Source organism: Bacillus cereus group sp. RP37 (assembly GCF_040459695.1).
Taxonomy (GTDB): Bacteria; Bacillota; Bacilli; order Bacillales; family Bacillaceae_G; genus Bacillus_A.
In genome coordinates, this window is sequence record NZ_JARVHP010000001.1 from 2670712 (window position 1) to 2692575 (window position 21864).

Below are 21864 nucleotides of genomic sequence, written 5' to 3' on the forward strand. Positions count from 1 at the left end.
GCTAATCCTCTAGCCTGTTTTATTAATCTTTTACCCATTCATCAACAAGTGCTTGATTCTTTTTAATCCATTTTCGCGCAGCTTCTTCGGGATCTTTCGTTTTATTTAACATGACCATTAATGTGCCAAGCTGCTCATCATTCATTTTCCATTTATCAAAGTATTTTATAACATCCGGGTGATCTTTTTCGAATCCTTTACGAACAGAGTAATAAATGTCATCTTTTTCACCATATACTTTCTTAGGGTCTTTTAAATATTTTAAGTCAAATTCTGAAAAGCCCCAATGCGGATTCCAAAGCGTAACAGCGATTGGTTTCTTTTTCGTATAGGCTTTCTTTAACTCACTCATCATCGCAGCTTCAGAGGATTGGACAAGTTTTAGTTTAATATTATATTCTTTCATTGCTTTATTCGTTAAATTCATAAGACTACTACCGGGTTCGATACCGATAATTTTATTGTCTAGTTCATCTTTATGAGCATTTAAATCTTCGATACTGCTTATGTTTTTCACATAAGAAGGCACGACTAAACCTAGCCCAGTACCCTCATACCATTTTGATTTTAAGACAATGTCATCTTTATAACGATTGTTTAGTGGTTTATCCGTAACTGGTAGCCATACTTCTAAATTAGCATCCACATCACCGCGAGCGACTCCAGTCCAAATCGCAGCTTTTTCTAAATACATGAGTTCAACTTTATAGCCTTTTTGTTCTAGTAATACTTTCCACATGTTTGCAGTTGCAATATTTTCTTTCCAACTTGTTACACCAAGTTTAATTTTTCCTTTCGAATTTGCATTTGTTGCATTACATGAAGTGAAAATCATAGTAATAAATAATACAAGGCATATAAACCAAATTTTCTTTCGCATCGAAAACCTCCTAAGAAACGTTTGCCTCTTTAAATAAATGTATAAGTAAGCATTCTTATTATGAACGGAAACGAGAATTTTAAAGAAATCTTATGAATGTCATTTTTATGTAATATTTCTTTGCAAAATCGCAACACTATATGAGTAGATGGGTAGAAAAGGAGTAGTGACATGGATAATACAAAGGTGCGTGTTGAAAACGTAACAAAAGTATTTGGGAAACACCCGCAAAGAGCGCTTACCTTATTAAAAGAAGGAAAAAGCAAATCGGAAATTTTAAAAGAGACAGGAATGAATGTTGGCGTAAAGAAGGCAACGTTTGAAGTATACACCGGAGAAATTTTCGTTATTATGGGTTTGTCTGGTAGCGGAAAATCAACACTAGTTCGAATGCTTAATCAATTAATCAAACCAACAGCAGGGCATATATACATAGACGGTGAAGACATCGCAACGATGGGAAAAGAAGAGTTGCGAAGAGTGAGGAGAACGAAGATGAGCATGGTATTTCAAAAGTTCGCTTTATTTCCTCACCGTACAGTGATACAAAATGTTGCGTACGGGTTAGAAATTCAAGGAGTGCCAGTAGAAGAGCGAGAAAATAAGGCACTAGAATCATTGAAGTTAGTAGGACTCGATCATCATAAAGATAATTATCCAAGTCAACTTAGTGGCGGTATGCAGCAACGTGTTGGAATCGCAAGGGCATTAACAAATAATCCAGATGTATTACTAATGGACGAGTCATTCAGTGCATTAGATCCACTAATTCGAAAAGAAATGCAAGATGAATTGTTAGAGCTACAAGATAAAATGGAAAAAACAATTATATTTATTACACACGATTTAGATGAAGCACTGCGAATTGGGGATCGTATTGCATTAATGAAGGATGGCGAAATCGTTCAAATTGGAACGCCGGAAGAAATTATGATGAGTCCTGCCAATGAATTTGTAGAGAAGTTCGTGGCGGACGTGAATTTAGGAAAAGTAATCACGGCGGAATCTATATTAAAACGACCGGAGACTTTATTAATTGATCGTGGACCACGTGTAGCACTTCAAATCATGAGGAACGCCGGTGTTTCTACTGTGTATGTTGTCAACAAAAAGTATGAATTTTTAGGTATATTAACCGCGGATGATGCGAGTAAAGCAGTACAAAAACAGTGGCCGATTGCTGATTTATTACTTAATGATATTCCGCATGTTTATTTGGATACTTTACTTGAGGAAACATATGCAAAAATGGCGGAGATGAAATATCCGTTACCAGTAATTGATGAGAAGAAAAGACTTAGAGGAATCATTAAACGTGAAAGTGTCATTCAAGCTCTTGCAGGAAACATTGAGGAAGAGGTGAAAGACGATGAATAGTATACCACGTATTCCTTTAGGGGAATGGGTCGACTTATTTGTTGCAAGTTTATATGAACACTTTGAGGGGTTATTCCGAGGATTCTCTTATATTATCGGTGGATTCGTTGATTTACTCACTAATTTCTTAACAATAATACCAGCCATATTGATGATTATTATATTGTGTTTCCTCATTTGGTACACAACAAGAAAATTATCTTTAGTCATTTTTACGCTTATCGGGCTATTATTTATTTTAAATATTAACTACTGGGCACAAACGATGCAAACATTAGCACTTGTACTTACATCCGTTATTATTTCAATTATTGTAGGAATTCCAATTGGGATATTAGCATCTCAAAATGAACGTTTCTCAAAATTTTTAAAACCGACGTTAGATTTTATGCAAACAATGCCAGCGTTCGTCTATCTTATTCCTGCGATTACATTTTTCGGCGTAGGTGTAGTACCTGGGATTATTGCATCAGTAATCTTTGCAATGCCGCCGACAATTCGCTTTACAGACTTAGGAATTAGACAAGTTCCAGAAGATTTAATTGAAGCAGCGAATGCATTTGGATCTACAGCATCACAAAAACTATTTAAAGTACAATTACCACTCGCAACCGGAACGATAATGGCTGGAGTGAACCAAAGTATTATGCTTTCGTTATCAATGGTTGTAACCGCATCACTTGTAGGAGCACCTGGACTTGGCGTCGATGTATATCGTTCTGTAACACAAGTTAATATCGGAATGGGATTTGAAGCCGGACTAGCTATTGTTGTCATTGCGATTATATTAGACCGTATTACACAAGGGTTTCACCAAAAAAGAAGATAAAAAGAAAACACACTTTATTATACAAAGTGTGTTTTTTGTTTGAAAAGATTACATACGAACAATAACAGAACCGCCAGCTGGTGCACAAACTTGGTTCTGCTGTTGTTCCATTGATTTAATTAAATGATTATTTTCTTCAATTAATGAGATTAGTTTCGCTAATTGACTTTCAAGATTTGCAATACGCTGCATCATATATTGTGAATCATGATGCAATGTATTCCTTACAGGATGAGGGGAATAAACATATTGTTGATTTATATTTGGATTCCAATGAGGATGCATTTGAATCGTTCCTCCTTAAATAAATTACTGATCTTTCTTATAGTAAATGCCTATGTATATGTAATGGTGACTTGAAAATTCTTTCAAACGAAGAGGATTATGTAGTGGGAATGGAAAAGTAATAAAGTACATTTTTTGGAATTTATTAAGTGGAATAGAGAATATATTAGGAAACAGCGACGTTCATGTAAATGGGTATTGTATGGGGAGAAATTGTGAGAGGAGATGCTGTGGTGGCTAATAATAAAAAAAGAAATGATGCGATGGCGATCGGTATCGCTATAGGTATTGTAATCGGTGTAGTACCTAGATTGTTTACTGATAATTTAGTAATCGGAATTGTTATTGGAATTGTAATTGGGATTGCGTTTTTGAAGAAATAATGAGTTGTAAATTCAATTCAAAAATTCCTTCATTAAAAGATTGAATTTTCGGAATGAAAAACCTATTTTTCCTTTTTTTTGATATTATATATAGAAAGGATGGTGATGGATATGTCAACAAACAATCAAGCAGAAAAAACCTGTTTTATTTGCGAAAAACATAAAGGAAACATTACAGTTTCAGGTGGAGCTATTTATGAAGATGAACTCGTTTACGTTGGACATGTCCATTGGGATAGCGAAGAAACATACCTTGGTTATGTAATGATAGATATAAAAAGACATGTACCTGGCCTTGCTGAACTAACAGATGAAGAAGCGAAAGCGTTCGGGCTAATAACAAGTAGAGTAAGTAAAGCACTAAAGGAAAATGAAGGTGCAGAGCATATTTACACTTTTGTTTCAGGAAATGGTGTACCACATATGCATATGCACATCATACCGCGTTATCCAAATACACCTAAAGAGTTTTGGTCACCAACTGAAGTAGCGAAATGGACTGGTGCGCCATATGGAGACGCAGAGAAAATCAAAAAACTATGCGAAAGAATACGAAAGTATATGGTGAATGAGTATGCATAAAACAAATAATAGACATAATTCATGGATTGGAAATAGGGAAATGTGTTTAGACGAAATTTCAGTAAAACAATATGGTGATATTGTGCTCGGTATATATGGTGGGAATATAAGTGCCGGAGCAAAAAAGAATGAAGATGGTGCGTTAGTTTGGTCAAATGGTGATTGGGAATTTGCAGCTATTTTAGATGGACATAATAGTTCGGAAAGTGTTGATTTAGTAGTAAATACAATCCAAAAGGAATATGAACATATAAAAGTAATGATGAATGAATCAATTGATACAGTATTTCGATCTGTTGAAAATCATCTACTTACAATCTTTCAATCCTCTTCATTTAAAGAAAAGTGCCAAAGCATTAAAGGTGAAACAGCTTGCTTAATAGGTGTAAGAAAAGAAAATTATATATGGTGGTTATCTATTGGCGATTGCCTCATTTATGTATTTCATGAAGAGTTACATAAGTTAGGACAATATGCATTAAATCAACGTCATTTTTACGAATGGGTTGGAAATGTAAACACATTTGATTTACCTGTTCCTTGCTATTCAACAGGCATTCGTGAATTACGTACTGGAAAGAATCGAATTGTAATGGTTACAGATGGAGTATTAGAATGCGGGGAACGTCATTATGAAACACCATTGAATCTGTATAATGATATGAATAGAAATAATGTAGAACTTGAAGAAAGTGTTCATCATGTATTAGAGCACGTTCATCATCAATTCGGACGAGATAGTGCGACAATTATTAGTTGGGACGTTGAAAACAAAGAGAATGCTACATACCCGAGTGATCAACCGGATAAAAGGTAAAGGAGGAGACATCACTGTTTTTAGTTAAAGGAATTTTATTAGTATTATGGATCATTTTCTTAGGCGTTTTGGAAAAAGTAGTGAGAAAAAAATTAAATATACCGAAACAAATTGACTGGAATAGTAAATATGTAAACAACGCTCATAAATGGGGCATTAGGGCTCTTATCATTTCTTATATAGTTATTACGATGATATGTGCCACTTTAAATCCTATTTATATTAGTAATTTACCCATTTTATTTTTAATAACTTTATACTGCTTTCAATCATATATGGAGTGGAAATATGATAAAGAATCAAGGGAATATGTCATTTCTTTAGGAACGGTCCCATTATTAATAATAACAGGAATTATGCTTAATCGTTTCTTTTATAACTATTGGATTTAATCATATGTGGAATGAATGGGGAGACAAATGAAAAATCCTAAATTACGTGCTGAAGTAATGATTTTAAATAAAGATCATTCTAAAGTGCTTGTTCAATGTGATGAGAATGAATCATTTTACCGTTTTCCAGGAGGTTCTATTGAATTTGGTGAGACGGCACAAGAAGCAATAATACGGGAGTTGATGGAAGAATATGATTTGAAAGTTGATGTTCAAAAGTTAGCAATTATGAGTGAGCATATTTTCGAGTGGAACAACGAAAAAGGACATCATTGCACATTAATACATTGGGGAACGGTTGAAGAGATAATTACAAATGAAATAAGGCATAAAGAACATGAGGATATTATCCTAATTTGGAAAAGTATAGAGGAATTAAAGGAGAAGCCCACATATCCTGAAGGGATTGTAAGTTATTTAGAAAAGCATAACTGTCATGTAATCCACTTTATTTTAAATAATACAACGTAGTAATAGGAGGGGATTGAACATGTGGAATTCTTCTGTTTGGATAATAATTATAGGAATTGCTATAGGCGGATATTTTTTAGAGCAATTTTTAAGAAGAAAGTTGAATATGGAGAAAAGAGACTTCTTTGGATATAAGCATGTGAATAGTTTACATGTAAAATTAGAAATAGGGCTTATTATTATTTATGCAATATGTAGTTGTTATTATATGTTTAAATTTGAAAACTCTAACATGGCTTATGTCATGTTCACTTATTTAGGGATATCATTGACTTTAAGAGCATGGATGGAATGGAAGTATGATAGAGAATCAAAAGAATATATACTTTCGATAACGGGAATGGTTGCATTTATATTGATGCTCTCAATACTATTTTATTTCGTTCCACCTGCTGCATAAAATGCTTATTAATGGAAGAGAGATAGGAGGATGGACTAAGTTGGATTTAAATGTGATCTTACAAAGAATTTATGAAAAAGGTAAAGAGCAATCACTACAAATAATAGGTATTGATGGTTGTGGTGGCGCAGGAAAAAGTACGATTGCTAATAAAATAAAAAGTAAGTTTTCCAATGTAACGGTTGTACATATGGACGATTTTTATTTACCATCTGCACAAATTGTAAATGAACATCCTACGAATAAATCGATTGGTGCAGATTTTGATTGGAAACGCCTTTTACAAGAAGTTTTAGATCCGATTAGTAATGGCGTTGAAGGCTGTTATAAACGTTATGATTGGGAAACGGATTCTTTAGCCGAATCTCATAATGTCCCTGCAAACGGAATTGTTATTATAGAAGGTGTATATGCAACACGTCAGGAGCTGGCTGAAGTGTATGATTTGAAAATATGGGTGAATTGCCCTCGTGAAACACGGATAAAAAGAGGGATTGCTAGAGACGGGGAAGCAGCGCGCGATATGTGGGAAAACAATTGGATGGTTGCTGAAGATATGTATGTAGAAAGTCATAAGCCACATAAATTGGCAGATTTTATTATTGATGGTACAAATCATGAGATAACTAATAAATAAGAAACCATTTACTACTAAATGGTTTCTTATTTAAATTAATCATTTATTTTGGCTAATATCGATGTAACAAAATTTGTTTTGTCCTCTGCATATTGATGTTTATCATTAGGATTAGCTCGTGAAAGTTGAATCTTTAACTGTTCATACTGAATACGAGAAGTTTTGTTGTCTATTAAGTAATCTCTGAATTGTAATTGTTCTATTAAATATTTGTTCCTGTGTTCATACATATGAATTTGATGAGTTCGTGGCTCGCCTTTATTAAAATAGTATCTTTCAGGCAGTACATCTTTTCTATACTTATAATTTAGTAGTTCTAACTTTTTAATACATGTTAAACCGTACTTATAATCTTCTAATTCGATCGCGATATCAATTATTGGCTTTGCACTTAAATGTGGAATAGAAGTACTACCAATATGGTGTATCGCTAAAATATGTTCGCCAATTTGTTCCTCAATGAATTGTTTCTCTTTTAAAAACTCAAACTCCCATTCTTCAGACCACGGAACTAAAAACACTTTCCCATACGGTAAACCTAACATTTAATTAGCACCTCTTTCAAAATTTATTTGGAAAAGTTAATTACATTTTCTTAAAGCTTCTCAAAACAAGGTACTCCCACAATCTCCAAGGAAGAATCTTCTTCGCTAAGATCATAAATTTTACACCTTTTCCAATTGGATATCGTAAATTCGTATGCTTCGATTCAGCAATTTTTACGATTTTATGAGCAACATCTATTGGATTACCAAATGTATCACTACCGCTATTCATATGTTTTTGTATTTTATCCATATAATCTTTGTAAGGAGAAATTGTATCAGATTGGTTTGTAGCTAGTTGTTTACCAACTTCCCAAATGTTTGTGTTATAAGAACCTGGTTCAACTAAAGCAACATCTATTCCGAAAGGTTGTACTTCTAAACGAAGGGATTCACTCCAGCCTTCTAATGCATATTTTGAAGAGACGTAAGGGGATAGACCAGGAAAGCCAACTTGGCCACTAATACTGCTTATATTAATGATTTTTCCATTTTTTTGTTCTCTCATATAAGGTAAAACAAGCTGAGTGATTGAAATAGCACCAAAAAGGTTCGTTTCAAATTGTTTACGGTATTCCGGTACTGGAATTTCTTCTACAAAGCCCCCATTTGCATATCCTGCATTATTAATAAGAAGGTCTACTCTGTTTATTTCTTTTAAAAATAATTGGAAGTTATGTATTGAGTTTTGATCGGTTACATCTAATTGTTGAATTTTTATGTTTTGCTGCAAGTTGAGTTGAGTAGCTTGAGATATTAGATTTTCTTGTTTATTAAGGTTTCGCATTGTAGCAATGACTAAATAGTCTTTTTTCACAAGCTCAAGTGTAGTTAATAGTCCGAATCCACTTGAAGCCCCTGTTATAACTGCGATTTTTTTATTCATTTTTTGCTCACTTTCTTTTTCTTTTATCATAACGAGTTATATTGCGAAAAGCTATTTATTGTATAAAGATATTTGTTATAATTGAAAATAATTATCAATTAACTAATGATTTATTTATTAAAGGAGTGTGAATTTCATGAGGACTAACGGTTTTCATGATATTTTTCATAAATATTTTCATGGATTACAAATGGCAGATGAAAGATATATGAATGTACCAAAAATATTAGGTAAAGGTGAAGTACGAAGGTGGACCTCGTTTTCTGGAATGGAAATTGTGTTTTCAAATTTTCAATTCTGTAATAATCACCATATTCAATTTGCATCAGATGCAGCAATGGTGGAGCTTAATTTTTGTTTTCAAGGTTCTGGGGAGGTACAGGTAGGTCATTCTTCGCATGAATTAAAGCCTGGAAATAGCTATTTATATTTTATGAATGATTTTGATGTGTTATTTGAATATGAAAAAGAGAAGCCTCTATATTCATTAGCTATTGGAATCCCTGTACCATTGTTTAATTATTTTATGCTGGATTATACGGATGAAGGAATGCTTAATTTTCACGCCCTATTAGGTAATCACTCCTTTAAAAAGTTGCAAAGTCCAATTGATTCTCTATCAGCTAATATTATTTCAAAAATGATAGATTTTCCACATCAAGATCGTATATATCAACTAGAAATGGAAAGTAAAGTGCTTGAATTACTCTCCATACATTTTGGGAGGTTTTTGTTAAAGAATCGTAATGAAATAAAAAGAAGAGTTTTATCAAAAAGTGATATAAATAAAATAAAACGTGCTGAAGAAATATTAGTGCAACGGATGGAATTACCACCATCATTATTAGAATTAGCTCAGTTAGTAGGTTTAAATGATTATAAATTAAAACTGGGATTTAAAGAGGTATTTGGTACATCTGCATTTGCATATTTAAGAGAACAGCGAATGGAACGGGCGATGTTTTTATTACGTTTGGGAACTAATAATGTAACTGAAACAGCAGTCGCTGTTGGGTACAAAAATATTAGTCACTTTTCAGAGTCATTTAAAAAGAAATATGGAATAAATCCTTCTGAAATTTTACGTATGTATTAAAAATCCGTTATACCGTAAACTCCTCCGTCATTTGGTAGTTGCTTTTTGTAATGGTCATTATAATTACAATCAACATCCAGTTGAAAATAACTTTTAATGGGGGAAGGTAAATGAACGAACGGAATGAACATCACTTTTGGGTATTTGTATTAATAGGAATGTTCCTGATTATAACAACAACCGGTTTTGCACGTATGGCATATGGAATTATATTGCCATTTATGCAAGAGGGACTTCACTTATCTACAGCTCAATCAGGTATGCTAGGAACGATACTTTTTTTAGGATATTTATTAACAGTAGGAACATCTGGAATACTGACCATTCGTTTTGGAGCAAAATCAGTTTTATTAATAGGGAGTTGGCTTGTTGTTGTAAGCTTATTGGGATTAGCCTTTGTTTATTCATTTTGGCTAGTCGCTATTTGTATGCTATGTGCTGGAGCTGGTAGTGCTTTAGTATATACGCCACTCATGTCAATAACGGTAGGATGGTTTCCAGACAAAAGAGGAACTGTAATGGGACTATTATTAAGCGGTGCTGGCATAGGCATGTTATTTAGTGGAATAATTGTTCCTTATGTAGTACGTATATTTCCAGAGTATAGTTGGCGTGGTGCATGGTTTTTGTTTGGGGTTATTACATGTATCGTAGTATGTATCGCTTCAATTATTTTGAAAAATCCTGATGTAACCGAAGATGAGGAAAAAAGGAATCATAAATCGTTTTTATGGAAAACAAAAGAACTATATGTTATTGCATGGATGTATTTTATTGTGGGAATTGTTTACTTAATTCCGAATTTATATCAAACTAGTTTTATGATTGATAGTGGTATTTCGGCAGCAATGTCAGGAACGATTTATGCAATTGCTGGTATGTTTTCAATAGTAGGAGCTCCTATCTGGGGATTGATTTCAGATCGGATTGGCATAAAGAAAACGTTATGTATTGCACTTTTATTAGCTGTAATAGGTGATGTGGCGCCAATCCTTTTTGGAAATATAATGGGTTTTATCGTATCGGCAATAATTTGGGGTTCTAGCCTCGGTGGTATCCTTTTATTAATTCAAGTTGCAGCATCAAAGCAAGTATCCCAAAAGTATGTATCGATGGCAATTAGTTTTATATCTGTTTTTTATGCAGTTGGTCAAATGATTGGACCAGGACTCGCTGGCTGGATTATTGGGACAAGTGGTTATACAGCAGCTTATGGATTAGGTGCTTTCGGTTTTTTTATGTGTATATGTATGGGATTGCGTTTAAAAAGAGGAAATCTTACAAATTCAGCGTATTTAGAGAAGTGAGTATTGTCATGAAATGAATCTTTTTAAAGGGGAGACGTAAAGTGGTACATGTGAAAGATCTAATAGCAGATCAATTATTAGCGAATGCAAACGATCCTAGTTGGTATATTCCTTTTTCAGATGCAGTGAAAGATCTATCTGAGAGGGAAGCTTTTTGGAAACCGAATGAAGAGAGTAATAGTATAGCTGAAATTGTACAACATTTACTGTACTGGAACTCAACGTGGCAAACTAGGTACAAAGAATCAAATGTGAATGCCGTACCCGCTATTGGAGATAATAACAAAAGTTTTATGCTTTCAGATAATCAAACTTTTGATGAATTACGAGAAAAACTACTAGAGAAACTATTACAATGGCAAAAGCTTATAAATGAAGAGAAGGTTGAAAGTGATGTAGTGGGATTTCCTGTCTCTGCTAAGTGGTGGGAAGTGTTAGCAAATGTAACAACTCATAATGCGTATCATATTGGTCAAATTATTTACATCCGGAAGTTACAGAAGAGTTTTGATAATGAATAAGATAATAATTCTCAAATTTGGTGAACAAAAGTGGACAAAACGAGACATATGTCTCATTTTGTCCACTTTTTTATTATGAAAGAAAAGAGAAAACCTATTAAATCAGGGATTAGAATTTGGCACAGTACTTGCAATATAAAAGATGAACAAGAAAATAGGAGGGCTGGACATGTTAAAAACAACTGAAAGTAAAGGAAATGAAATTACGAAAGAACAAGCTCGTTGGATGTATGAAAAAATGTTAGAGATTCGTAAGTTTGAAGATAAGGTACATGAATTGTTCGCGCAAGGCGTTCTGCCAGGTTTCGTTCATTTATACGCAGGTGAAGAAGCGGTAGCAGTTGGTGTATGTGCTCACTTAACAGATAGTGACAGTATTACAAGTACGCATAGAGGGCACGGTCATTGTATCGCAAAAGGTTGTGATTTAAATGGTATGATGGCTGAACTTTTTGGGAAAGCGACTGGGTTATGTAAAGGGAAGGGCGGTTCCATGCATATTGCCGATTTAGATAAAGGAATGCTTGGTGCAAATGGGATTGTAGGCGGAGGATTTCCACTTGCTTGCGGCTCAGCATTAACAGCTAAATATAAAGGAACGAAAGATGTGAGTGTTTGCTTCTTCGGTGACGGAGCAAACAATGAAGGAACATTCCATGAAGGAGTTAATTTAGCGGCGATTTGGAAGTTACCAGTTATTTTTATCGCAGAAAATAATGGTTATGGCGAAGCAACGACATTTGAATATGCTTCAAGTTGTGATTCCATTGCAGATCGAGCGAAAGCTTACAATATTCCTGGTATTCAAGTGAATGGAAAAGATCTACTTGCAGTATATAAAGCAGCTGAAGAGGCGGTGGAGCGCGCACGTAATGGCGGTGGTCCAACAATAATTGAATGTATGACATATCGCAATTACGGTCATTTCGAAGGTGAAGCACAAACGTATAAAACTTCAGAAGAAAAAGAAGAACATTTAAATGAAAAAGATGCAATTGTGAATTTCCGTAAGCATTTAATTCATGAAGCTTTATTAACTGAATCTGAACTTGTCGATATGGAAAAGGCAGTAGATGAAGCAGTGCAAAGATCAATTGAATTTAGTGAAAATAGTCCATATCCAGAGGATGAAGAATTATTAAAAGATGTATATGTTTCTTACAAATAAGAGGAGGGTGAAAAATAATGACTAGAACAGTAAGTATGTCAACTGCAATTAATGAAGCGATGAAAATTTCAATGCGTCGTGATGAAAATGTAATTTTAATAGGTGAAGACGTTGCAGGCGGTGCACAAGTTGATCACTTGCAAGATGATGAAGCATGGGGCGGTGTACTTGGCGTGACGAAAGGACTTGTACAAGAATTTGGTCGAAATCGTATTTTAGACACACCAATTTCAGAAGCAGGTTATATGGGAGCAACGATGGCAGCGGCGGCAACTGGTTTACGTCCGATAGCTGAATTAATGTTTAATGACTTTATCGGTAGTTGTCTTGATCAAGTATTAAACCAAGGTGCAAAGTTCCGTTATATGTTTGGTGGTAAAGCGAAAGTGCCAGTTACAGTACGTACGATGCACGGTGCTGGTTTTAGCGCAGCAGCGCAACATTCGCAAAGTTTATACGCGTTATTTACGAGCATTCCAGGTATAAAAGTTGTCGTTCCTTCTACTCCGTATGACGCAAAAGGCTTATTATTAGCGGCAATTGAAGATGATGACCCAGTAATCTTCTTTGAAGATAAAACACTTTACAATATGAAAGGTGAAGTGCCAGAAGGGTACTATACAATTCCTTTAGGAAAAGCAGATATGAAACGTGAAGGTTCTGACGTAACAATCGTCGCAATTGGAAAACAAGTTCATACAGCACTTGCAGCGGCTGAGCAATTATCGAAAAAAGGACTTGAAGTAGAAGTAATCGATCCACGTTCTTTATCACCGCTTGATGAAGATACGATTTTAGCATCTGTTGAAAAAACAAACCGTCTTATCGTCATTGATGAAGCAAATCCAAGATGTAGTATTGCAACAGATATTGCGGCAATTGTAGCGGATAAAGGATTCGATTTGTTAGATGCACCTATTAAACGAATTACAGCACCACATACACCAGTTCCGTTCTCACCACCACTTGAAAAGTTATATTTACCAACGCCGGAGAAAGTAATCGAAACTGTATCAGAAATGATCGGAGACCAATCTGTATTACATATGTAATAAAACGATGAGAAGGGAGAGAGAAACATGGCTGTAGAAGTTGTAATGCCGAAGTTAGGTATGGCGATGAAAGAAGGTATTATTACAAACTGGAATATTAAAACAGGCGATCATGTAGCAAAAGGAGAACTAATTGCTAGTATTAACTCAGAAAAAATTGAAACGGAAATAGAAGCACCAGCTGATGGAACTGTACTTGATATAGCTGTAAGTGAAGATGAAGGAGTTCCACCTGGCACTGTAATTTGCTACATCGGTAAACCGAATGAAAAAGTAGACGTTCATGAAAGTATACATGTTGTAGAAGAAAAAACATCTAATATAGAAGTACAAAATATACAACATCCAGAACCCTACGCGAAAGAAGTGGCGAAGCAAAGAATCAAAATATCTCCGGTAGCGAAAAAAATTGCAATAACTGAAAATCTTGATATCAAGGCATTAGTTGGTACAGGTCCTGGTGGAAGAATTACCAAGGCAGATGTATTAAAAGCGCTTGAAATAAGAGTGAACGTTCCAGAAGTACTTAAACAAGAAAAAGAAAACAGTAAAGTAATTCCTGTTACTGGTATGCGGAAAGCAATCGCAAATCGTATGCAGGCCAGCTTACAAAATAGTGCGCAATTAACGTTAACGATGAAAGTAGATGTTACAGATTTAGTTGCTTTACATAAAGAAATAGCAGAAGTTGTACAAAAAAGATACGATAACAAACTAACTATTACGGATCTCGTTTCTCGTGCTGTTGTATTAGCGCTTGGGGAGCATAAAGAAATAAACAGCGCTTATATAGATGATACCATTCATCAATTTGAACATGTTCATTTAGGTATGGCGGTCGCGTTAGAAAAGGGACTAGTCGTTCCAGCTATCCGTTTTGCTAATAATCTATCTTTAGTAGAGTTATCTAAACAAATTAAAAACGTTGCACAAAAAGCAAGAGAAGGTAATTTAAGTAGTGATGATATGCAAGGAACAACCTTTACAATTAGTAATTTAGGTAGTTTTGGGATTGAATATTTCACACCAGTATTAAATACACCTGAAGCAGGTATTTTAGGTGTTGGGGCAATTGAACATGTTCCGGTATATAAAGGGAAAAAAATTAAAAAAGGTAGTATGTTACCTTTAAGTTTAACATTCGATCATCGTGTACTAGACGGTGCACCAGCAGCTGCATTTTTACGCACAATTAAACGTTATTTAGAAGAACCTGTAACAATTCTTTTATAAAGAGAAGGTGAGAGAATGAGTAAATTAGTTGTTATTGGGGGCGGACCTGCTGGTTATGTAGCGGCAATTACCGCGGCTCAAAATGGAAAAGATGTCACTCTTATTGATGAAGCTAATCTTGGCGGGACTTGTTTAAATGTCGGTTGCATGCCTACGAAATCATTGTTAGAAAGTGCGGAAGTGCATGACATTGTGAGAAAAGCGAATAATTATGGAGTTACGCTTAACAAAGGAAGTATATCAATTGATTGGAAGCAAATGCAGGCGAGAAAATCACGAATCGTAACGCAGCTCGTCCAAGGAATTCAATATTTAATGAAGAAAAATAAAATAAAAGTTATACAAGGTAAAGCGAAATTTGAAACGGATCACCGTGTGCGAGTTACACACGGTGATAAAGAAGATGTAGTAGATGGAGAACTGTTCATTATTGCGGCAGGTTCAGAACCAACAGAATTACCTTTTGCTCCATTTGATGGGAAGTGGATTTTAAATAGTAGCCATGTAATGTCCCTAGAAAACATACCGAAATCATTATTAATCGTTGGCGGTGGTGTCATAGGTTGCGAGTTTGCAAGTATTTATAGTCGTCTCGGAACAAAAGTTACGATTATCGAAATGGCACCGCAATTATTACCTGGTGAGGATGAAGATATCGCACATATATTGAGAAAGAAACTAGAAAGTGATGGCGTAGAAATATTTACAGGAGCAGCTTTAAAAGGATTAAATAATTATAAGAAGCAAGCTTCATTTGAATATGAAGGAAGTATCCAAGAAGCCAATCCGGAATATGTTCTCGTTTCTGTCGGCCGAAAACCACGAGTACAAGAATTAGATTTAGAAAAAATAGGTGTTCAATTTTCAAATAAAGGAATTTCAGTGAATGAACATATGCAAACAAATGTATCACATATTTACGCAGCAGGTGATGTGATTGGGGGAATACAGCTTGCTCACGTTGCTTTCCATGAAGGAACGACAGCAGCGCTACATGCGAGTGGGGAAGATGTGAAGGCAAACTATCATGCTGTACCTCGCTGTATGTATACAGCTCCAGAAATTGCTAGCGTCGGTTTAACAGAAAAAGGAGCAAGAGGGCAATATGGTGATATTCTTATCGGAGAATTTCCTTTTACAGCAAACGGAAAAGCGCTTATTATTGGAGAACAAACGGGTAAAGTAAAAGTCATTGTGGAACCTAAATATCAAGAAATTGTAGGGATTTCTATTATCGGTCCTCATGCAACCGAACTAATCGGACAAGGAACTGTAATGATTCATACAGAAGTTACCGCTGATATTATGAGAGATTATATTGCGGCACACCCAACTTTATCTGAAGCGATTCATGAAGCGTTATTGCAAGCCGTAGGACATGCTATACATGCTTAAATGGAAATATAATAACCCACTATTCTCTAAATGAATGAGAGAATAGTGGGTTGAATTTTTACAGAAGAAATTGAATATCCTATTATTTTTTTACGTCAATCGCTGAAGTAATATCGTTCCAATCAGCAGCTAAATTAGCAGTTTTACCGTACCAATCAGCGTGTTTAAATACAACACCTTTTCCATATCCTTGTGTAGAAGTATGCTCCCAAAGTGTCGTCGAATAACTTGCAGAAGGTGATGCTGTACTTACAGAGGAAATTCTGTCGTTCCAGCTAGATGGTAAGTTTTTAAAACCGCTGCTCCAGTAAATATATTGTCCACCTTTATCTTTATGTTCATAAAAATCAGTACTACCAGCACCGCTACCTAAAGGATTAATTTTATTTTTAAGTACTTTTTTATCCTTTTCAATATAAGCATCTAATGTATCACGGCTAGTAAAACCATAAGCTAGCCAATCTCCATTTTCATTTTGCTCTGGTAATACCATAGTAATTTGGATGTCTTTCTTATCCTGATCACTTAATTTTGTAAGTGATTTAACATTCTGTTCATCCACTTTTAAATAATCAAAAGACTTAATTGTGTTACTTTTTTCTTCAGCACTTACTGCACCTAATCCTCCAGTTAATGCAAATCCCGCTACTAATGTCCCTGCTACTAATTTCTTCAACATATAACCATCCCTTTTTGTTTAGATTTTTGTACAGATGAATCTTTGTACTAGTAAAATGTATTCTAATTATGAACTATTGTAAATATTCTGAAGTTTTAGAAATAAAAGGCGGAATATTTACATTTTTGCATTTTTTCTTTAGAAAAAATAGTTATTGGAATGATATAATAAATAGATATATCGTTTTTGCTGGATGTTAAAATGTTTTAGGAGGAAAGCCATTGAGGTATTTCAATAAAGATTGGTATAAAGAAATGCAAGTATCTGGATTTTTAATTTTCTCAGAAACATTAGAAGAATGGGAAGAGATGTTGCGAGAAAGCGAAAAGGTAGGAATGGATTATAAGCAAAGTTTGAGAGAAGATGTGGAAGAAAAGAAAGAAGATTTATTAAAATTCCTACCTAAGTCACTACATCCATACATTCATGACAATACAATTAATTCAGAATACCCACCGGAAAAATTAAAGAAACTTATGCTTGAGTGGACAGTAGATTATGAGAAAAGAATGAATGATTTAGAAGAAGCGTATATAGATAATTATAATACTATAAAAGAAAAGCTCGCGCAGAATGTCGTTCAACTACATGAATACTCACTACATGATAGTGTAGTCAAATTAGTAGAGAGAAGATCAGAAGATACGCTAATTATAACTTTAGATTGCAGTGGTACTTTCAGTGATTTTGATAAACTTAAAGTAACTTTCACAGGGGTAACGAAATGTTCTATTCCGGAAAATTTTGAAGGTGCTTGGTGGTTATGTCATGAAATAGACCTTGCTGAAGAGGGTTTTGAACTAGGGGTTTTATTTGATTGTCCATTTGAAGAAGTGATGATTTGTGCAAATAATGTATTGCTGGAGATAGGTAACTAGTAAACTTTATTTAGATGCTAAATTATCAATATACATTTATTCGGTGTTGAATGTAATGGGATAAAAAGAGGAACAAAACTGTATAAAGCTGAAAATATAAGAGTTGAAAATATTGTAAAACGGAAGAAGTGTGCATATAATTAAAATAAAGATAAAATTTCTGAATCTTCAATAACGGTGGTGGGAAGATGTTTACTGAAGAGCGTAGAGAGAAAATTTTAGAGTTACTTAAGAAAGATGGAAGGGTAATTGCTAAAGATCTTGCGGAAAGTTTCGATATGTCTATTGATTCTATAAGAAGAGATTTGTCTATTATGGAGAAGGATGGTTTATTAAAAAGAACGCACGGAGGTGCAGTTGAACTCGCGCGAGTGAGAAACTTAGCCGCCGAACCATCGAAACGTTATCGTGATCGTTCAATAGAGAAAGATGCGATTGCGAAAGTTGCTGCATCCTACATACAAGAAGGAGATTCCGTTTTTATTGGCGGGGCATCTATTCATTATGCGATGTTAAAGTATTTACCTGAAACATCATTTACAGTTGTTACAAATTCTATAGAAATTGCCAGTACGTTACGGGAATATAAGAACATTGATACGTACTTAATTGGTGGAAAGGTGAAACCATCAGGAAATATGACAGATACACTTGCCTCAGAATTGATAAGTAGATTCTCAATTGATCTGTATTTTTCTACAGGTGGCGGCATTTCATTGAATGGTATAAGTACTGCAACGCCGGAAGTTGCTTATTTTAGTAAAACAGTAAGTAAGATTGCTAGAAGAAACATTTGTTTAGCTCCTCATACTAAACTTGGAATAGACTGCTTTATAAAAGGAGAGTCACTGATAGAAATTGACCTTATAATAACAGATGGAGACGCTAGTAAAGAAACGATTCAAGAATTTCAGAAACAAGGTAAAGAAATTGTAATAGCATCAATAGACTGCATTTAAAAGGAGTTTGAAATGATTATAAAAAGACAAGAGTTTCATATAAATGGATTAGCTTATACGATTCGTTCTGCGGCTGAAACGGATGCTGAGCAATTATCGAAGATTAGAGTTCAGATCGATGGCGAAACTGAAAATATGGATAGAGAAGCTGGAGAGGGATTTATAGATAAGGTAGGTTTTCAAAAAATAATAAAAGCAGATAGTGAAGAGATGCAGAATCTCTTTTTAGTTGTAGAAGTTCACAACCAAATCGTAGGGTTTTCAAGATGTGAAGGATCCAATTTAAAGAGATTAGCCCATAAAGTGGAGTTTGGCGTTTGTATTTTAAGAGAGTTTTGGGGATATGGAATGGGTAAGAAACTATTGCAACAATCTATTCAGTGGGCTGATGAAAATGAAGTGAAAAAGATATCATTACAAGTGTTAGAGACAAATGAAAAAGCAATTCAACTTTATAAAAAATTAGGATTTGAAGTAGAAGGTATTTTGAAAAATGATAAAAGACTGTCGGATGGGAAGTATTATAATACGGTAGCAATGGGAAGGTGTATTTGAGTCTGTTCATAAAAGAGGTGAAAATATATGTTTTATAGAAGGAAGTACTATATAGTAAAGAATGAATTTATAGAAATATTTAACGAGCATTTTAATAACACGAACTTACCTAATCAGTTAAAGTATGGCTCTAGGCTAATAGGACGCTGGATGAAAGATAATAATGATGGTACAACAGAAATATTCGCCATATGGGAATATGATAGTTATGAACATTATAAAGAAATTGAATCGAAAATTAGAAGCGACAAGATACATGTTAAAAGAATACATGATTGGTATGAAAAACATGGCGGGAAAGAATATGTTTTACAGGAGTACATAGTAGAGTTAAAAAATGAAGAGTTAGTATGTACTGTAAAGTGATAGAGAGGTGAGGGATAATAGGAATTAAAACAAAATTATATTTTAGTTTAGCATCTACCATTTTATTTGCAATAGCAGTGATAGTTTTCTTTATAAACGATAATCCACAAAAGTGGTTTTGGTTATGTATTTTCTTTGCGTCTATTATACAAAATATAGTTCTACTAAAAAAGAATAAAGAAGCGCATTAAAATATTCAAATTATCAACATATTTGTGTCGTCTTTCTAGTTGTATTGAAAACGCTTTTATTCAGTTTTATAATAAAAGTATGTTTTTACAGATCTCCAAAATAATGAATAGGGAGATGATACAATGCTAGCTTCACCGTTTTACTTACATACATGGAAAAAGTTTGTTGATGAAGGAGTCCTTGATTCGAACCGTGTAAACGAAAGAATTTCAGAGTCATGGCATCGATGTAAAGTAGCAAATGTGAATCCTCATATGAATAAAGGTCAGAAAATTTTGTCTTCTAATATTTTTCAGGATCAAAAGAAAAAGAGTGAAATCTTCCTTGATATAGCAATACCTCAATTACAAAATATGAGAAAAACCATTGATGAACTGCAAATGATGGCATTATTAATTGATCCAGACGGTTACGTTCTATCATTAAGTGGAAATCAACAAACGTTGAAACGAGCGAAACATATTAATTTCATTGAAGGTGTGAAATGGACGGAAGCAGCTGTTGGTACAAATGCGATAGGAACAGCTTTAGAGATTGAAGAGGCTATTATGATCAGTGGAACAGAGCATTATTCTGTCGCATCTCATAGCTGGAGCTGTGCGGCCGCTCCCATTCATAATGATGATGGGAAATTAATTGGTGTTCTAGATTTCTCCTGTCCAATTGAATTTTCACATCCATATATGCTCGGGATGGTCACTTCGATTGCACATGCGATTGAACGTGAATGTAGTATTCGAGTGCATCAAAATGAACTACATTTAATCCATCGTTTTTTAGATGTAATTGACAGTGAAGAACAAGTTGTCATTTGTAATCATCGTGATGTTATCGTTTCTGCGAGCAAGAGGGTTCGGGAACGAGTCTCTAATTGGTCACGAATGAAACTTGAAGATTTAATGCACAATGGGTTGAAACCTAAATTAGAAGTACCAGTATATAGTAATGATAGAATGATCGGGAAATGTATTTATGTAAAGGAAAAAAAACAAGGGAATTTATTTGCTACTTCCCCATTTATAAACGGAATTACTTTCCCTGGAGTTATTGGGACAAGCAAGGCATTTCAACATACTTTAGAAGAAATTAAGCTTGTATCTCCAACTGACGCTAGTGTATATGTATGCGGAGAAACAGGTGTAGGGAAAGAATATGTAGCGAGAGCGATTCATGAAAATAGTCCAAGAAAAAATGGTCCTTTTATAGCTGTTAACTGCGGTTCATTACCAAAAGAATTAATGGAAAGTGAATTGTTCGGTTATGCCGAAGGAGCGTTTACAGGTGCGCGGCGCCAAGGATATAAAGGGAAATTCGAACAAGCAGACGGAGGAACAATATTTTTAGATGAAATTGGTGAAGTACCACCAGAGATGCAAGTGGCATTATTACGTGTTTTACAAGAACGAGCAGTAACCCCAATTGGCAGTTCAAAAGAGGTACCAGTAAATATTCGCATTATTACTGCGACACATAAAGATTTACTGCGATTAGTAGAAGAAGGGAAATTTCGTCAAGATTTATATTATCGTTTACATGTTTATCCCCTATATGTTCCATCGTTAATAGAAAGAAAAGAGGATATTCCGTACTTCATACAACATTTTTGTGTACGAAAGGATTGGAATGTTGTATTTCCAAAAAGTATTTGTAATCAATTTTCTCAGCATACATGGCCCGGAAATATTCGAGAATTATTAAATGTATTAGAACGCATTTACATTTTGTCGCAAGGTCGCGAAATATGCGAAAAACAAATCTCTTTTTTATTACAAACTATGATGGGAAATCAACATCAACTTGCATTGCAAGCAGAAAATAAAACGGAGCATACATTAAATTTCCGTGAAAAAATACAGCGTGATAGCATGATTGAAGCGCTAGAAAAGACAAACGGAAATGTTTCATTAGCTGCCAAACTTTTAGATGTACCTCGAAGTACATTTTATAAACGAATGCAAAAATATAAGCTATAAAGTAGA

The 21864-nt window shown here is 34.5% G+C and carries 26 protein-coding genes; 21 read left to right on the top strand and 5 right to left on the bottom strand.

Going from position 1 to position 21864, the window contains the following annotated elements:
• Nucleotides 1-22: 22 nt before the first annotated feature.
• Complete coding sequence (locus QCI44_RS14250; RefSeq protein WP_016087564.1) at nucleotides 23-880, bottom strand: glycine betaine ABC transporter substrate-binding protein; 858 nt, start codon at nucleotides 878-880, stop codon at nucleotides 23-25.
• Between the two features lie 171 nt (nucleotides 881-1051).
• Between QCI44_RS14250 and QCI44_RS14255 the strand changes: the two genes are divergently transcribed.
• Nucleotides 1052-2257, top strand: a complete 1206-nt coding sequence (locus tag QCI44_RS14255) for a quaternary amine ABC transporter ATP-binding protein (RefSeq protein ID WP_016087565.1) — start codon at nucleotides 1052-1054, stop codon at nucleotides 2255-2257.
• Complete coding sequence (locus tag QCI44_RS14260) at nucleotides 2250-3086, top strand: ABC transporter permease (RefSeq protein ID WP_016134686.1); 837 nt, start codon at nucleotides 2250-2252, stop codon at nucleotides 3084-3086. Before QCI44_RS14255 ends, QCI44_RS14260 begins: the two co-directional genes overlap by 8 nt.
• 48 nt (nucleotides 3087-3134) lie before the next feature.
• Here the strand turns inward: QCI44_RS14260 and QCI44_RS14265 are convergent, their stop codons facing one another.
• Nucleotides 3135-3371, bottom strand: coding sequence for a hypothetical protein (locus QCI44_RS14265; RefSeq protein WP_116363405.1), 237 nt, complete (start codon nucleotides 3369-3371; stop codon nucleotides 3135-3137).
• Nucleotides 3372-3586: 215 nt separating this feature from the next.
• Between QCI44_RS14265 and QCI44_RS14270 the strand changes: the two genes are divergently transcribed.
• The 7 genes from QCI44_RS14270 (at nucleotide 3587) to QCI44_RS14300 (ending at nucleotide 7053) form a co-directional block, all read left to right on the top strand.
• A complete protein-coding gene (locus QCI44_RS14270; protein WP_071712145.1) occupies nucleotides 3587-3754 on the top strand; it encodes a glycine zipper domain-containing protein in 168 nt (55 codons plus the stop codon).
• A 90-nt stretch (nucleotides 3755-3844) separates the two neighbouring features.
• Nucleotides 3845-4336 (top strand): HIT family protein, encoded by a 492-nt coding sequence (locus QCI44_RS14275; protein WP_353811527.1) that lies wholly within the window; start codon nucleotides 3845-3847, stop codon nucleotides 4334-4336.
• Nucleotides 4329-5153 (top strand): PP2C family serine/threonine-protein phosphatase, encoded by an 825-nt coding sequence (locus QCI44_RS14280; RefSeq protein ID WP_353811225.1) that lies wholly within the window; start codon nucleotides 4329-4331, stop codon nucleotides 5151-5153. Before QCI44_RS14275 ends, QCI44_RS14280 begins: the two co-directional genes overlap by 8 nt.
• Before the next feature lie 68 nt (nucleotides 5154-5221).
• Nucleotides 5222-5545 carry a DUF4181 domain-containing protein gene (locus tag QCI44_RS14285; RefSeq protein WP_080117954.1) on the top strand — a complete coding sequence of 108 codons (324 nt, stop codon included), beginning with the start codon at nucleotides 5222-5224 and terminating at the stop codon, nucleotides 5543-5545.
• Nucleotides 5546-5572: 27 nt separating this feature from the next.
• On the top strand, nucleotides 5573-6016 hold the full coding sequence (locus tag QCI44_RS14290) for an NUDIX domain-containing protein (RefSeq protein ID WP_353811226.1): 444 nt from the start codon (nucleotides 5573-5575) through the stop codon (nucleotides 6014-6016).
• 19 nt (nucleotides 6017-6035) lie between these two features.
• A complete protein-coding gene (locus QCI44_RS14295) occupies nucleotides 6036-6416 on the top strand; it encodes a DUF4181 domain-containing protein (protein WP_353811227.1) in 381 nt (126 codons plus the stop codon).
• 40 nt (nucleotides 6417-6456) lie between these two features.
• Nucleotides 6457-7053 (top strand): uridine kinase family protein, encoded by a 597-nt coding sequence (locus QCI44_RS14300; protein WP_116363409.1) that lies wholly within the window; start codon nucleotides 6457-6459, stop codon nucleotides 7051-7053.
• 35 nt (nucleotides 7054-7088) lie between these two features.
• Here the strand turns inward: QCI44_RS14300 and QCI44_RS14305 are convergent, their stop codons facing one another.
• Together QCI44_RS14305 and QCI44_RS14310 are read right to left on the bottom strand one after the other, a co-directional pair.
• Complete coding sequence (locus QCI44_RS14305; RefSeq protein ID WP_016087576.1) at nucleotides 7089-7598, bottom strand: GrpB family protein; 510 nt, start codon at nucleotides 7596-7598, stop codon at nucleotides 7089-7091.
• 40 nt (nucleotides 7599-7638) lie between these two features.
• Nucleotides 7639-8484 (bottom strand): oxidoreductase, encoded by an 846-nt coding sequence (locus QCI44_RS14310; RefSeq protein ID WP_016134679.1) that lies wholly within the window; start codon nucleotides 8482-8484, stop codon nucleotides 7639-7641.
• A 136-nt stretch (nucleotides 8485-8620) separates the two neighbouring features.
• On the opposite strand from QCI44_RS14310, the gene QCI44_RS14315 reads away from it, so the two are divergent.
• From QCI44_RS14315 to lpdA, 7 genes are all read left to right on the top strand, one after another.
• A complete protein-coding gene (locus QCI44_RS14315; RefSeq protein ID WP_353811228.1) occupies nucleotides 8621-9580 on the top strand; it encodes a helix-turn-helix transcriptional regulator in 960 nt (319 codons plus the stop codon).
• A gap of 110 nt (nucleotides 9581-9690) precedes the next feature.
• Nucleotides 9691-10887 (top strand): MFS transporter, encoded by a 1197-nt coding sequence (locus tag QCI44_RS14320; RefSeq protein ID WP_116363410.1) that lies wholly within the window; start codon nucleotides 9691-9693, stop codon nucleotides 10885-10887.
• Between the two features lie 41 nt (nucleotides 10888-10928).
• Nucleotides 10929-11408, top strand: a complete 480-nt coding sequence (locus QCI44_RS14325) for a DinB family protein (RefSeq protein WP_016087580.1) — start codon at nucleotides 10929-10931, stop codon at nucleotides 11406-11408.
• 169 nt (nucleotides 11409-11577) lie between these two features.
• A complete protein-coding gene (gene acoA / locus QCI44_RS14330; RefSeq protein WP_088083809.1) occupies nucleotides 11578-12576 on the top strand; it encodes an acetoin:2,6-dichlorophenolindophenol oxidoreductase subunit alpha in 999 nt (332 codons plus the stop codon).
• Nucleotides 12577-12593: 17 nt separating this feature from the next.
• Entirely contained in the window at nucleotides 12594-13628 is a 1035-nt protein-coding gene (gene acoB / locus QCI44_RS14335) for an acetoin:2,6-dichlorophenolindophenol oxidoreductase subunit beta (RefSeq protein ID WP_353811229.1), read from the top strand.
• A 27-nt stretch (nucleotides 13629-13655) separates the two neighbouring features.
• On the top strand, nucleotides 13656-14861 hold the full coding sequence (locus tag QCI44_RS14340; protein ID WP_353811230.1) for a dihydrolipoamide acetyltransferase family protein: 1206 nt from the start codon (nucleotides 13656-13658) through the stop codon (nucleotides 14859-14861).
• Nucleotides 14862-14876: 15 nt separating this feature from the next.
• A complete protein-coding gene (gene lpdA, locus QCI44_RS14345; RefSeq protein WP_016134675.1) occupies nucleotides 14877-16256 on the top strand; it encodes a dihydrolipoyl dehydrogenase in 1380 nt (459 codons plus the stop codon).
• 82 nt (nucleotides 16257-16338) lie between these two features.
• Here lpdA and QCI44_RS14350 read toward each other — a convergent pair whose 3' ends face one another.
• Nucleotides 16339-16935: a hypothetical protein gene (locus QCI44_RS14350; protein ID WP_016087585.1), complete on the bottom strand. Its 597-nt coding sequence runs from the start codon at nucleotides 16933-16935 to the stop codon at nucleotides 16339-16341.
• 221 nt (nucleotides 16936-17156) lie between these two features.
• Here QCI44_RS14350 and QCI44_RS14355 point away from each other — a divergent pair, with 221 nt between their 5' ends.
• The 5 genes from QCI44_RS14355 (at nucleotide 17157) to QCI44_RS14375 (ending at nucleotide 21858) form a co-directional block, all read left to right on the top strand.
• The gene (locus QCI44_RS14355; protein ID WP_016087586.1) at nucleotides 17157-17813 is read left to right on the top strand and encodes a DUF4085 family protein; all 657 of its coding nucleotides are present in this window, start codon (nucleotides 17157-17159) and stop codon (nucleotides 17811-17813) included.
• 188 nt (nucleotides 17814-18001) lie between these two features.
• Entirely contained in the window at nucleotides 18002-18772 is a 771-nt protein-coding gene (locus QCI44_RS14360; RefSeq protein ID WP_016087587.1) for a DeoR/GlpR family DNA-binding transcription regulator, read from the top strand.
• 12 nt (nucleotides 18773-18784) lie between these two features.
• Nucleotides 18785-19327, top strand: coding sequence for a GNAT family N-acetyltransferase (locus QCI44_RS14365; protein WP_016087588.1), 543 nt, complete (start codon nucleotides 18785-18787; stop codon nucleotides 19325-19327).
• A 27-nt stretch (nucleotides 19328-19354) separates the two neighbouring features.
• Nucleotides 19355-19693, top strand: a complete 339-nt coding sequence (locus QCI44_RS14370; RefSeq protein WP_016134673.1) for an NIPSNAP family protein — start codon at nucleotides 19355-19357, stop codon at nucleotides 19691-19693.
• Nucleotides 19694-20007: 314 nt separating this feature from the next.
• Nucleotides 20008-21858, top strand: a complete 1851-nt coding sequence (locus QCI44_RS14375) for a sigma-54-dependent Fis family transcriptional regulator (protein ID WP_016134672.1) — start codon at nucleotides 20008-20010, stop codon at nucleotides 21856-21858.
• Nucleotides 21859-21864: the final 6 nt, after the last annotated feature.

Bases quoted from the DNA above. Each gene is read 5' to 3' on its own strand.
- QCI44_RS14250 (WP_016087564.1), bottom strand. From the start codon at position 880: ATGCGAAAGAAAATTTGGTTTATATGCCTTGTATTATTTATTACTATG.
- QCI44_RS14255 (WP_016087565.1), top strand. From the start codon at position 1,052: ATGGATAATACAAAGGTGCGTGTTGAAAACGTAACAAAAGTATTTGGG.
- QCI44_RS14260 (WP_016134686.1), top strand. From the start codon at position 2,250: ATGAATAGTATACCACGTATTCCTTTAGGGGAATGGGTCGACTTATTT.
- QCI44_RS14265 (WP_116363405.1), bottom strand. From the start codon at position 3,371: ATGCATCCTCATTGGAATCCAAATATAAATCAACAATATGTTTATTCC.
- QCI44_RS14280 (WP_353811225.1), top strand. From the start codon at position 4,329: ATGCATAAAACAAATAATAGACATAATTCATGGATTGGAAATAGGGAA.
- QCI44_RS14290 (WP_353811226.1), top strand. From the start codon at position 5,573: ATGAAAAATCCTAAATTACGTGCTGAAGTAATGATTTTAAATAAAGAT.
- QCI44_RS14295 (WP_353811227.1), top strand. From the start codon at position 6,036: ATGTGGAATTCTTCTGTTTGGATAATAATTATAGGAATTGCTATAGGC.
- QCI44_RS14305 (WP_016087576.1), bottom strand. From the start codon at position 7,598: ATGTTAGGTTTACCGTATGGGAAAGTGTTTTTAGTTCCGTGGTCTGAA.
- QCI44_RS14310 (WP_016134679.1), bottom strand. From the start codon at position 8,484: ATGAATAAAAAAATCGCAGTTATAACAGGGGCTTCAAGTGGATTCGGA.
- QCI44_RS14315 (WP_353811228.1), top strand. From the start codon at position 8,621: ATGAGGACTAACGGTTTTCATGATATTTTTCATAAATATTTTCATGGA.
- QCI44_RS14320 (WP_116363410.1), top strand. From the start codon at position 9,691: ATGAACGAACGGAATGAACATCACTTTTGGGTATTTGTATTAATAGGA.
- acoA (WP_088083809.1), top strand. From the start codon at position 11,578: ATGTTAAAAACAACTGAAAGTAAAGGAAATGAAATTACGAAAGAACAA.
- acoB (WP_353811229.1), top strand. From the start codon at position 12,594: ATGACTAGAACAGTAAGTATGTCAACTGCAATTAATGAAGCGATGAAA.
- QCI44_RS14340 (WP_353811230.1), top strand. From the start codon at position 13,656: ATGGCTGTAGAAGTTGTAATGCCGAAGTTAGGTATGGCGATGAAAGAA.
- lpdA (WP_016134675.1), top strand. From the start codon at position 14,877: ATGAGTAAATTAGTTGTTATTGGGGGCGGACCTGCTGGTTATGTAGCG.
- QCI44_RS14350 (WP_016087585.1), bottom strand. From the start codon at position 16,935: ATGTTGAAGAAATTAGTAGCAGGGACATTAGTAGCGGGATTTGCATTA.
- QCI44_RS14360 (WP_016087587.1), top strand. From the start codon at position 18,002: ATGTTTACTGAAGAGCGTAGAGAGAAAATTTTAGAGTTACTTAAGAAA.
- QCI44_RS14365 (WP_016087588.1), top strand. From the start codon at position 18,785: ATGATTATAAAAAGACAAGAGTTTCATATAAATGGATTAGCTTATACG.
- QCI44_RS14370 (WP_016134673.1), top strand. From the start codon at position 19,355: ATGTTTTATAGAAGGAAGTACTATATAGTAAAGAATGAATTTATAGAA.
- QCI44_RS14375 (WP_016134672.1), top strand. From the start codon at position 20,008: ATGCTAGCTTCACCGTTTTACTTACATACATGGAAAAAGTTTGTTGAT.